Annotated in this window: 8 protein-coding genes; 6 read left to right on the forward strand and 2 right to left on the reverse strand. The window is 63.6% G+C overall.

The features are described from left to right. Positions 1–257: 257 nt before the first annotated feature. The 5 genes from FR699_RS02470 to FR699_RS02490 all read left to right on the forward strand — a co-directional run bounded on the left by FR699_RS02470 (position 258) and on the right by FR699_RS02490 (position 9,312). Positions 258–722 (forward strand): GNAT family N-acetyltransferase, encoded by a 465-nt coding sequence (locus FR699_RS02470; RefSeq protein WP_158853749.1) that lies wholly within the window; start codon positions 258–260, stop codon positions 720–722. 213 nt (positions 723–935) lie between these two features. Next, positions 936–5,468 (forward strand): glutamate synthase large subunit, encoded by a 4,533-nt coding sequence (gene gltB / locus FR699_RS02475; RefSeq protein ID WP_158853751.1) that lies wholly within the window; start codon positions 936–938, stop codon positions 5,466–5,468. Beyond that, positions 5,468–6,949, forward strand: a complete 1,482-nt coding sequence (locus tag FR699_RS02480) for a glutamate synthase subunit beta (protein WP_158853753.1) — start codon at positions 5,468–5,470, stop codon at positions 6,947–6,949. Before gltB ends, FR699_RS02480 begins: the two co-directional genes overlap by 1 nt. A gap of 75 nt (positions 6,950–7,024) precedes the next feature. Then, positions 7,025–8,005 carry an NAD-dependent epimerase/dehydratase family protein gene (locus FR699_RS02485; RefSeq protein WP_158853755.1) on the forward strand — a complete coding sequence of 327 codons (981 nt, stop codon included), beginning with the start codon at positions 7,025–7,027 and terminating at the stop codon, positions 8,003–8,005. Positions 8,006–8,253: 248 nt separating this feature from the next. Next, the gene (locus FR699_RS02490) at positions 8,254–9,312 is read left to right on the forward strand and encodes an NAD(P)-dependent glycerol-1-phosphate dehydrogenase (RefSeq protein WP_154551933.1); all 1,059 of its coding nucleotides are present in this window, start codon (positions 8,254–8,256) and stop codon (positions 9,310–9,312) included. A gap of 42 nt (positions 9,313–9,354) precedes the next feature. Here FR699_RS02490 and FR699_RS02495 read toward each other — a convergent pair whose 3' ends face one another. Both FR699_RS02495 and FR699_RS02500 read right to left on the reverse strand, forming a co-directional pair. Continuing rightward, positions 9,355–10,197, reverse strand: a complete 843-nt coding sequence (locus tag FR699_RS02495; protein ID WP_154551932.1) for an ABC transporter permease subunit — start codon at positions 10,195–10,197, stop codon at positions 9,355–9,357. Next, a complete protein-coding gene (locus tag FR699_RS02500; protein ID WP_154551931.1) occupies positions 10,194–11,168 on the reverse strand; it encodes an ABC transporter ATP-binding protein in 975 nt (324 codons plus the stop codon). Before FR699_RS02500 ends, FR699_RS02495 begins: the two co-directional genes overlap by 4 nt. Before the next feature lie 147 nt (positions 11,169–11,315). Here FR699_RS02500 and FR699_RS02505 point away from each other — a divergent pair, with 147 nt between their 5' ends. Then, positions 11,316–12,374: a glycosyltransferase family 4 protein gene (locus tag FR699_RS02505; protein ID WP_158853758.1), complete on the forward strand. Its 1,059-nt coding sequence runs from the start codon at positions 11,316–11,318 to the stop codon at positions 12,372–12,374. Positions 12,375–12,384 lie beyond the last annotated feature (10 nt).

A 12,384-nucleotide genomic window follows, 5' to 3' on the forward strand; every position in this document is an offset into this window, starting at 1 on the left:
GGCTGAACGCAGCGACGGTGAGTCTCGTCGATCGGCACGGTCTCAGAACGAAGGGAAGGGGAGCGTGTGACGTTTCGGGTGCCCCCGTCACATCGTCGCTGTGGACTGCATATAAATCACCGTCAGACTTGGGTCGGACAATCGGCAGACTGGAGACGAATGTCCGGCGGTGAGTCGTCTCCCTCGTGGCCACGGGCGGGTCGTCGCTGCCGGCATGGTGATTTTACGTTTCGGGTGGCTACTGGTGGGACAGACGAATGGATGTCACCGTACGAGCGGCCGAGCGTGGGGACGTGCCCGGACTTCGGATCCTTCGCAGTCAGGCAATCGAGGCCAGCTGTAGCGACGTCTACGATCGTGACGTCTACGCTGATTTAGTCGTTGGGACCGACGACCCCCTCGAGGCCTGGATCGACGAAGACGCGACGACAGTGCTCGTCGCTGAGACGCCCATCACGCCAGTGAGCTACGCCGTCTTCTCCGCCGATGTGGGGGTCGTTCGGGGGATCTTCACGAGCCCCGAGTACGAGCGCGAAGGCTTCGGGACCGTCCTCCTGCAGCGGGTCGAAGCGCAGATGGGGCAGGCAGGCGCCCAGTCCGTTCGGGCTGCAGTACCGACGATTGCCTTCGAGTTCTTCGAAGCGAACGGCTACGAACACTCATCGGCCACGGAGTGGCGCGGCCTGCCTGCCGAGACGATGACGAAATCACTGGACCGTTGAGTGGCCGAGTGTTGGGGATTTTCCCGGTTGATAATGCTGTTTTCTCCGCAGCGAGAATGTTTCTGGACAATCCAGCGAGAGCCACGATCGAAACGGGACGATCGGTGAACTCCCGACGAGAAACTAGGGCACACGTCCGAGTACGTGAGATGGGCGCGCAATTCCTGCACGCAACCCGATTGTTTATGCGTATATCCACGAACTAGGTCCACAATGAGCGATCCAAACGCATCTGTCTCCGAGCGGGGGCTTGCCGACGCCACCACCCAGAAGGCAAACTGTGGCGTCGGCGTCCTCCTCAACCTCTCAGGTGAGAAAGAACACGAAATCATCTCGGATGGCCTCTCGCTACTGGAGAACCTCGACCACCGGGGCGCACGGGGGGCAGAGGAAAACACCGGTGACGGGGCCGGGATCATGATTCAAAAGCCACATGGCTTCTTCGCTGAGGAGATCGATGGGCTCGGCGACTTCGACGACTACGGTGTCGGGCAGGTGTTCTTTCCCAAGGACCGTTCGACCGACGAGCTCCGAGCGACCATCGAGGCGGCCATCGTCGACGAGGGGTTCGAGGTCGTCGCCTGGCGCTCGGTGCCGACCGACAACGAAGGACTCGGGGAAACAGCGCTGGACAGTGAACCAGACGTCCAGCAGTTTTTCGTTCGACCGCAAGCGAATCTCTCCTCTGAGGAACTCGATACGGCGCTGTACGTGCTCCGGAACGTCATCGAGAACCGGGTCGAATCGACCGAACCTGCCGGCCACGACCGGTTCTATATCTGCTCGCTCGATCGCCAGAAGCTCGTCTACAAGGGGCTGTTGACCAACGCGCAGGTTCGGACCTACTACGAAGATCTCTCCGATGAGCGCGTCGAGACCAGTCTCGTCTTCGTCCACTCGCGGTTCTCGACGAACACCCTGGGTGCCTGGGAACTCGCCCATCCCTATCGGAACATCATCCACAACGGCGAGATCAACACCCTTCGCGGGAACCTCAACTGGATGCAGGCCCGGGAAGCCGATCTGGAAAGCCCGGTGTTTGGCGACGACATCGAGAAGCTCAAACCGATTACTGAAGAGGGCCAGAGTGACACGGCCGTCCTCGACAACGTTCTCGAATTGCTCGTCGAAGGTGGCCGGTCGCTGCCCCACGCCTTGCGGATGCTCGTACCCGAGGCCTGGGAGGAGTCGCCGACACTCGCGGCCGACCGCGAAGACTTCTATCAGTATCACTCGACCATCAACGAGCCCTGGGACGGCCCCGCGCTCGTGGCCGTTACCGACGGGCAAAACGTCGGTGCGATTCTCGATCGGAACGGCCTGCGTCCCTGTCGGTACCTCGTCACCGAGGACGATCGGCTGGTTATGTCCAGCGAGACCGGTGCGATCGAGGTCGACCCCTCGCGGGTCGAGCGCAAAGATCGCCTCGAACCGGGTCAGATGTTCTACGCCGACACCGAAGAAGGGCGGATCGTCCCCGACGACGAGATCTTCGATCGCTTGACCGACGACCGATACGGCGACTGGCTCGAAGCGAACCGCGTCACGCTCGCGGACGTCGACCCCGGCGACGTCGAGCCGCCAAGCTACGTCGAAGAAGACATTACCACCTACCAGCGTGCCTTCGGGTACACGCTCGATCACGTCGAGCGCTTGATCGAGCCGATGGCTGCCGAAGGCAAAGACCCGATCGGCGCGATGGGTAACGACACCCCGCTGTCGGTCCTTTCGAGTCGGAACAAGACCCTCTTTACGTACTTCAAGCAACTGTTCGCCCAGGTGTCGAACCCGCCGATCGACTACATCCGCGAGGAGACGGTCACCTCGCTCCAACAACACATTGGCCGCCAGAACAACCTGCTCGCCGAGACACCCGAGCACTGCCGGCAGCTGGCGTTGGATTCGCCGATTCTCTCACGGGACGAACACGCCAAAATCGCCGACATCGAGGCAAACGGTATCCGGTCCGAATCGGTCGACATCACCTACGATCCCGACGAGACTGACTTGCAAGCGGCCGTCGAAGATGTCCGCACCGCCGCTCGCGAGGCGATCGAAGACGGGGCCGAAATCGTCATCCTCTCGGACGCAGCGACCGGCCCGGATCGGGTCCCGATCCCGAGCCTGCTCGCGGTCGGCGGCGTCCACCACCACCTGGTCCGTGAGGGGCTCCGAACGCACGCTGGCATCGTCCTCGAAAGCGGCCAACCAAACGTTGTCCACCACTTTGCGACGCTGGTGGGATACGGTGCCGACGCCGTGACGCCGTACCTGGCCTACGAATCGATCGCGGAACTCGTCTACGACGGCACGCTCGAGGTCGACCGAGAGACGGCCTTAGCGCAGTACCGCCACGCCATCGAAGACGGTATCCAGAAGGTCATGGCCAAGATGGGCATTTCGACCCTGGAGAGTTACAAGGGTGCCCAAATCTTCGAAGCTGTCGGCCTGGACAGCGATTTCGTCGCCGAATACTTCGAGGGAACGGAAAATCGGACCGACGGTATCGGCCTCGAACAACTGGAAGCAGACGTCCTCGAACGCCACCAGAACGGCTTCGAGGCGTCGGTGGCTGGCAATCTCGAACTCGAGCAGGGTGGGGAACTGTACTGGCGACGGGACGGGGAGTTCCACCAGTGGAACCCCAACACGATCGGCAAACTCCAGTACGCCACCAATCACGGCGACTACGAGGCCTACCAGGAGTTTGCGGGGATGATCAACGAGCAAAACGAGCGCCTCCAGACCCTGCGGGGCTTGCTCGACTTCGATACCGACCACCGGGAGTCGATCCCGATCGAAGACGTCGAACCCGTCGAGGAGATCACCCAACGGTTTTTCAGTTCCTCGATGTCCTTCGGGTCGATCAGCCCGGAGGCCCACGAGACCCTCGCCGCGGGCATGAACCGCGTCGGCGGGTTTGCCTCCACGGGCGAGGGCGGGGAACCGACCGACCGGTTCGGGACCGAACGCGAGTGTGCGGACAAGCAAGTCGCTTCCGGCCGCTTTGGTGTCGACTCGAACTACCTCGTCAACGCCGAGCACTTAGAGATCAAGATGGCCCAGGGCTCAAAGCCCGGCGAGGGCGGCCACCTACCCGGCGAGAAGGTCAGCGAGTTGATCGCCGAGACACGCTCGACGACGCCCGGCGTCCCGCTCATCTCGCCGCCGCCCCATCACGATATCTACTCGATCGAAGATCTCGCCCAGCTCATCCACGACCTGAAGTGCGCGAATCGCGACGCGGACGTCCACGTCAAGCTCGTCAGTGAGGCCGGTGTGGGGATCATCGCCGCGGGCGTCGCCAAAGGCAAGGCTGACGCCGTTCTGATTTCGGGCCAGTCGGGCGGGACCGGGGCTTCGCCAAAGACCTCGATCAAGAACGCCGGCCTCCCCTGGGAACTTGGCATCGCCGAGGCCAACCAGATCCTGCTGGACAACGACCTTCGGTCGCGTATCCGCGTCCGGGTCGACGGCGGGCTCAAGACCGGCCGCGATGTCGCGATTGCGGCACTGCTCGGGGCCGAGGAGTACGGCTTCGGGACGGCACCGCTGATCACCTGTGGCTGTGTGATGCTCCGGAAGTGCCACTGCAACACCTGCTCGGTCGGCGTCGCGACCCAGGACGAGGAGCTGCGAGACAACTTCCCGGGTGACCCCGAATTCGTCGCCAACTACATGCGCTTTATCGCCCGCGAAGTGCGGGAGATCATGGCCGAACTCGGCGTCGAGACGATGGACGAACTGATCGGCCACACCGAGTTCCTCGAACAGAAGGACGTCGATCACCCGCGGGCAAAGCACGTCGACCTCTCGGAACTGCTCTGGCGACCCGACAGCGAGGACGACCGCCGGAAGACGCGGGGGCAAAATCACAAGCTCGCCGACAAGATCGACAATGACTTCATCGCCCAGGCACAGCCGGCCGTCAAGCGTGGCGACGACGTCGACATCGAGGCGCGTGTCACCAACGAGGATCGCACCGTCGGTACGATGTTGAGTGCCGAACTCTCGAAGGCCCACGGCGAAGACGGACTGGAAGACGATACCGTCAGGCTCGATCTCGACGGCACCGGCGGCCAATCGTTCGGCGCGTTCTTGGCCCCCGGCGTGACGATCGATATGACGGGAGACGTCAACGACTACGCCGGGAAGGGGCTCTCTGGCGGGAAACTGATCGTCGAGACGCCGGCCGAAGCCGGCTACGCGGCCAGTGAGAACATTCTCGCCGGCAACGTTGCGCTGTACGGCGCAACCGACGGCGAGGCTTACTTCAACGGCCAGGCCGGCGAGCGCTTTGCCGTCCGCAACTCCGGCGTCAAGACCGTCGTCGAGGGTGTCGGCGATCACGGTTGTGAGTACATGACCGGCGGCGTCGCCGTGATTCTCGGCGAGACGGGCAAGAACTTCGGGGCCGGGATGTCCGGCGGCGAGGCTTACGTCTTAGACGAGGCTGGTGACTTCGACCAACGCGTCAATCACGATATGGTCCACCTTGCGGAACTAGACGAGCGCGACCGCCAGATGGTTCGGCGGCTGGTCGAAAATCACGCCCGCTACACCGACAGCGAGCGCGCCGAGGAGATCTTGGCCGACTGGGACACCTACGTCTCCCAGTTCGTGAAGGTAATGCCCGACGCCTTCGCCGCCGTCGTCGAGGAACAGCTCGAAGACGGCGAGGACGTGCGGGCGTCGCCGCCGCCGAAACCATCGACCCCTTCGTTCCCAACGGAGGGTGATGACTGATGGCCGAACGCCATCCCGGCGGGTACCGTCGCCACCGTCGCCAACCGATCGGCAAGCGCGACCCCGAGGAACGCAAGCAGGACTACGAGGAAGTGTGGGAATCGGAGTGGGACGAAGAGCACCTCAAAGAGCAGGGCGAACGCTGCATGGACTGCGGGACGCCGACCTGTATGAGTGGCTGTCCGATCGGGAACATCATTCCCGACTGGAACGACCTCGTCCACCGCTCGGATTGGAAGGAAGCACTCGAACGCCTGCACGCGACCAACAACTTCCCGGAGTTTACGGGCTACAACTGTCCGGCACCGTGTGAGAACTCCTGCGTGCTCGCGTACAACGACGACCCGGTGACGATCAAGTCCATCGAGCGGGCGATCGTCGATCGAGGCTGGGAGGAAGGCTGGATCGAACCCGAACCGCCCCAGACTCGGAGCGACTACGCGGTCGCGGTCGTGGGGAGCGGTCCGGCCGGTCTCTCGGCCGCCCAGCAACTCAACCGTGCGGGCCATCACGTGACGGTCTTCGAGCGTGCCGACGAAGTCGGTGGGTTGATGCGCTACGGTATCCCCGACCAGAAGTTCGAAAAACACCGCGTACAGCGCCGTGTCGACCAACTTCGTGCGGAAGGGATCACCTTCGAGACGAACGCCGAGGTCGGCGGGAACGTGCCGGTCGAGCGTTTGGAAGACGACTTCGACGCTTCGGTCGTCGCCGTCGGCTCTCAGAAACCGATCGATCTCGACTTGCCGGGCCGGGATCTGGACGGGATCCACTTCGCGATGGACTACTTGACCCAGCAGAACCGCCGCAACGCCCGGAAAGACGTGCCGGGTCCGGACATCGATGCCGAGGGGAAAAACGTCGTCGTGCTCGGCGGTGGCGACACTGGTGCCGACTGTGTTGCGACCGCCCACCGACAGGGTGCCAAGCAGGTTGTCCAGATCGAACTGCTGCCCAAACCGCCAGTCGAGCGGCCGCCTGACAACCCCTGGCCGGACCAGCCCCAGACCTACAAGAAGACCTACGCCCAACAAGAGGGTGCCGTCGAAGAGTACTGCGTCGATACCAACGAGTTCGTCGATCAGGACGGCGATGGAAGCGTCGATGCGATCCTCGCCGACCGCATCATGTGGGAAGAAGGCGGGGCCGGCCCGCCACAGAAGACCGTCACGCAGTCAAACGTCCAGATCGACGCCGATCTCGTCGTGCTGGCAGTCGGGTTCGAAGCCCCCGAATCTAGCCCGTTCGAACCGCTCGGCGTGGCTATCAACGACGACGGCACGCTCGCAACTGACGAGACGATGATGACCAACGTCGATGGTGTCTTCGCGGCCGGTGACGCCGAGATGGGCCCATCCCTGATCGTCTGGGCGATCGGCAGCGGGCGAGACGTCGCCCGCCACGTCGACCTGCATCTGACCGGTGAGACCGACTTGCCTCCGAGTCTGGAGACATCGAACGAACCCATCGTCTCGATGTGAGGGCAGTGGTCAAATCGCGGTCCCGCTGGTGAGGGGAACGACACGGGTTTGTCTGGCCCGGCCCAGCAGTGAGCCATGGACGACGTACTCGTCATCGGTGGCACGCGATTTATCGGCCGCCATACCGTCACGGAATTTCTCGATCACGATTACGACGTGACGCTGTTCAACCGGGGGAGCCACGCGAACCCCTTCGAGGGGGACGATCGCGTCAGGCACGTCCAGGGCGATCGGACCGACGCCGCCGCCCTCGAAGCCGCCCGAGAACAGGTCGATCCCGACGTCGTCATCGACTGCGTGGCCTACCACCCGCGAGACGTCCGCGTCGCGACCGACGTCTTCGCCGACGCCAAAGCCTACGTCTACGTCTCCAGTGGGTCGGCCTACGGCCAAGAGAGGGTCCCGAAACGGGAAGCCGAGACGCCCCTTTCGCCGTGTACCGACGAGCAGGCGACCGACGACTCCGCACGCACCTACGGCAACCGCAAAGCCGAGGGCGACCGTGCGGTTTTCGCTGCCGCCGAGGATGGCGTCAGGGCACTGAGCGTCCGCCCGACGGTCGTCTACGGGCCGTACGATTATACCGAGCGATTCGACTACTGGTTGCATCGCGTCGATTCCTACGATCGGGTCGCCGTGCCGGGCGATGGCCTCAGTCTCTGGCAGTTCGCCTACGTCGAGGACGTCGCAAGCGCACTCCGGATCGTCGCCGAACGCGGCGAGGCGGGCGAGGCTTACAACGTCGGTGATCGCCACGCTCCGACGCTGGGTCAGTGGGTCGAGTTGATCGCCGATGCGATGGACCGCAACGCCCGCCCGGTCGGCGTGAGCGGGAACGAACTCGCCGCGGGAATGGTCGCCCCCGAGGACTTCCCACTGTATCGCGACCAGCCACATCTGCTCTCGACGGCAAAACTTCAGGCTCTGGGGTGGGAGTCGACGCCACACGAGCAGGCGCTTGCGGCGACCGTCGCCGAGCACCGCGAGAGCGATCGAACGGGACAGGCCGAGGGTCCGGATCGCGAATCCGTCGAGATGGTCATCGGCTCTCGATGAGTGATCGCGAGCGACCGAAAACCCGTCCACGCGACGGACGCCCCGTGATAGCATAAGGTACGTCGGCTGGCTTTCGTCCTCCAGTCTCCCGGAGACGTGCATGGCCGATCGTGGGTTCGCCTGGGATGACTGGGCGCAGAGAGCGCTCGACACGATGACCGAGCGGGCCGACGTGGCCAAGTGACAGTCCGGGCCGGATCGTCTCGTGACGGCAAAGGATTATGAGCACCGGCGGCGACGGTCGGGACATGTTCGAGAAGTCGATCTGGATTCGCCTGCCCCGGAACGTCCTCGTGGGTCACGACGTCCTCGGACGGACCGCAGAAGCTGTCGAGGAGCTTCACCTCTCCGGTCGGCCGCTGATCGTGACCGGCGAGATTCCCAACGAAGTCGCCGGTCAGACGGTCCGCAAACAGTTCGAACAGCGAGGTCACGACCCCGCAGTGACGATCATCGAGGAGGCGAGTTTCGAGGCCGTCCAGCGAGTCATCGACGCTGCCGAAGACGCCGAGGCCGATTACCTGATCGGCGTCGGCGGGGGCAAGCCGATCGACATCACGAAGATGGCTGCCGACGAACTCGGAACGGGCTTCGTTTCAGTGCCCACTGCAGCCAGCCACGATGGCATCGTCAGCGGCCGCGCCTCGGTTCCGGAAGATGGGACGCGCCACAGTGTCGCAGCGAATCCCCCAGTCGCTGTCGTGGCTGATACCGGTATTCTCGCGGATGCCCCCTGGCGTCTCACGACGGCCGGCTGTGCCGACATCATCTCTAATTACACGGCCGTCAAGGACTGGCAACTCGCCCAACGCCTCCAGAACGTAACCTATTCGGAGTACTCCGGTGCTCTCTCCCGGATGACTGCCGAGCTACTGGTCGATCAAGCCGGTTCGATCAAACAGGGTCTCGAAGAATCCGCCTGGGTGGTCCTCAAGGCCTTAGTCTCCTCAGGGGTTGCGATGTCCATCGCGGGTAGCTCCCGGCCGGCATCGGGGGCCGAACACCTGTTCTCTCACCAGCTTGACCGACTCGTTCCAGACGCGGCCCTGCACGGCCATCAGGTCGGCGTCGGCTCGATCATGGTCGAATACCTCCACAGCGGCGAGCATGGAGAATGGCGGGACATTCGGGATGCACTGGTCCACATCGGTGCGCCGACGACTGCCGCAGAATTGGGTATCGACGACGCGACGGTCATCGAGGCGTTGACCACCGCCCACGAGATCCGTGACCGCTATACGATCCTCGGGAACGGGATGAGCGAGCCCGCTGCACGGGAAGCCGCCGAAGTGACCGGCGTTATCTGAACGGAGCGCCAGTCTGTCCGGGCTCCGATCTCGGCCCCGAAACTACCCGAGCTGAGCCCTCGAAAACCGCCAGTTGGCCAGTACGAGGGGGACGACGATCCAGGCGGCCAGAATGACGACCATGAACCAGCCCTGGATGTAAAACGGCGGGTCACTGAGTACGACGTTGCCGACCCCTTCGAGGAACCGGTTTGGCATGTAGAGCTTGGTCGCGTTCAGGTAGGCCCCGGTCGGGCTGAGGCTGAAGACCAGTTCGAGCACTTCCTCGGGTGCCGTCATCCCGAACTGATCGAGGACGAACTCGATCATCTGCATCGGGTTGACCGGGAGGAAGTTCCAGCCGATGTTGAACACGAAGAAGAACCCGATCCCGGCGGCCATCGCCCGCGATCGACTGGCTGTGACCGCCGAGATTCCGACGGCCACCGAGACGTACGCCAGCGCGTACGCGAGTGTCATGGCTGCAAAGACCAGATAATCGCCGTATTCGATCGTCATCTCGGGAACGAAGACCATCGCGATCGGCACGACCAGCGCCAGCGAGACAGCGAGCCCGAGCAAGACGACGGCCCCACGGGCCAGCAGCTTCCCCCCGATGACCGCCGTCCGACTGACGGGCACGCCGAGCGTGAACTTGATCCGCCCGGACTCCCGTTCCCCAGCGATCGAGAGGTACGCGGCGACCAGCGCGATCAATGGCACGAGCAGGACGCCACCGAGACCGACGAGGCCCCAGATAATCGGATAAAAGTCCGGGTCAGCGGAGGTACTCTGGCCCCAGAAGAACAGCAGCATGAACGCGGTGTACAGCGCGACCGGGGCCCAGACGAGTTTGGCCCGTCGGACGTCAAGGAAGTCCCGTCGCGCGACGGCGAGGAGACTCATTGGCTTGCCCCCGTGGCCTCGGCCGGCGTCTCCGGCGTCTTTGCTGGCTGCTCGTTCGTGGGATCCTCCCCGGTATACCGGTGGAAGAGTTCTTCCAGAGACGTGTCCTCGGAGATGATGTCCGTCACCGTTGTCCGTTCGTCCAGCCAGCGCACGACGTCGACTTTGGCTGTCGTGTCCGCACAGACTGCGATCACGGTGTCCCCATCGGTGTTGACGCGCTGTACGCCGTCGAACTCGTCTATCCCTTCCGTCTCCGGGACCGTTTCGACCGTCACTTCGATCGTTTCGACGCCGCTGTCACGCTCTTGGAGGGCTTCGATCGTATCCAGAGCGACGAGTTCGCCCTGATTGAGGATGCCGACGCGATCACAGACTGCCTCGACTTCGGCGAGGATGTGACTCGAGAAGAAGACGGTCGTCCCCTGCTCTGCGAGGTCGAGGATGATATTCCGAACGTCTTGCATCCCCGTCGGATCCAGCCCCGAGGACGGTTCGTCCAGAATTAGCAAATCTGGATCGCCGACCAGTGCCATCCCGAGGGCCAGCCGCTGGCCCATGCCCTTCGAGAAGCCACCGGCCTGCCGATCGACAGCATCGCTGAGCCCGACCGTTTCGAGAATTGCGTCGGCGTCGTCCTCGACACCCTTGGCGTCCATCACCCACTCCAGATGTTCCCGAGCCGTGAGCCGGTCGAACACCTCGAATCCCTCCGGCAGGACGCCGGTCTTCGATCGAACGGCCATGGACTCCTCGCCGACGTCGTGGCCGAAGACGGTCGCCGTTCCGTCCGTCGCATCGATGAAGTGCAGCAGAATGTTGATGGTCGTGGACTTTCCAGCCCCGTTCGGGCCGAGAAAGCCAAACACTTCGCCTTCCCGGACGGTGAGGTCCAGTCCGTCCAGTGCTTGGACGGCATCGGGTTCCGATCCATACCGTTTCGTGAGATTTTCAATTTCGATGGCGGTCATACCGGAAACTCTCCGTCGAGATGAAAAATACTTCCCCTCGATGTTCACAGTGTGAAACTGACCAGTGTGTCCTCTCCAGTGGCCTGACAGCGCCTCGCCCGTGGGGAAGACGGGGGGTTTTTGAGAGCCGGCGTTCTCACGGCGAGTATGCGGGTCGCTTTCGTGTCGATGACGACGACCCGTCATCGGGACACCGAGGGAACACGTCGCCTCGAGCGCGTCGCTCACCAGCTGGCCGATCGCGGCCACGACGTCACCGTCTATTGTGCCGCCTGGTGGGACGAGTACGACGACCAGCGGACGATCGACGGCGTGACCTATCACGGGGTGACGGTCTCGCCGGCCCGGACGTCGTTTGCGGCCCGGCTCCCAGTATTGCTGGCTCGGCATCGCCCGGACGTGATCCACGTCGCCCCGCGCCCGCCAGCAGCGGTCTTCGGGGCCTCGACCGGTGGGACGCTCGCCCGTGCGCCGCTGATCGTCGAGTGGTACGGCGACGAGGGGCTGGCCGACTCACGGACCGTCACTCAGTCACTCCGGGAAGCGGCAGCGGTGATCACGCCATCGGAACTCGTCCGGACCCAGGTCCGTGAGCGCGGGATCGACGACGGCCGGACCGAACAGATCCCCAACGGGATCGACCTCTCGCTGGTGCAATCGGTCGACCCAGCCGAGCCAGTCGAAGTCGCCTTCGCCCATCGGCTCGACGAGAGTGCCAACGTCGACAGTCTCTTGTTGGCCTTAGCGGAGTTGCGCGACCGGGACTGGTCGGCAACGATCGTCGGCGACGGGCCGCTCCGGGACGACTACGAGCGCCAGGCCGCAGACCTGCGGATCGACGACCGGATCACCTTCGTCGGGGAGGTCTCTCGGGAGGAACGCGTCGCGATCTATCGAGGAGCCCACACCTTCGTCCACACTGCTTACCGGGAGTACTTCGCCACCGAGTTGCTCTGGGCGCTTGGGGCCGGGTCCGTTGGCATCGTCGAGTACCAGGCCAACTCCAGCGCCCACGAACTCATCGAGAACCACCACCGCAGCTTCCGGGTGACCGACCCACAGGAACTGGCCGACGCGATCGTCGAGTCGGGGAGTCTCGAACGCTGGTCGTTCGACGACTCGTTTGCATCCTACGACCACGCGGCTGTCGTCGACGCGTATCTCGACGTCTACCGCGACGTCATCGCCGCACACGGCTTGTTTTGAGCGCCGACGG

The organism is Halorhabdus sp. CUG00001 (genome assembly GCF_009797925.1).
Classification (GTDB): Archaea; Halobacteriota; Halobacteria; order Halobacteriales; family Haloarculaceae; genus Halorhabdus.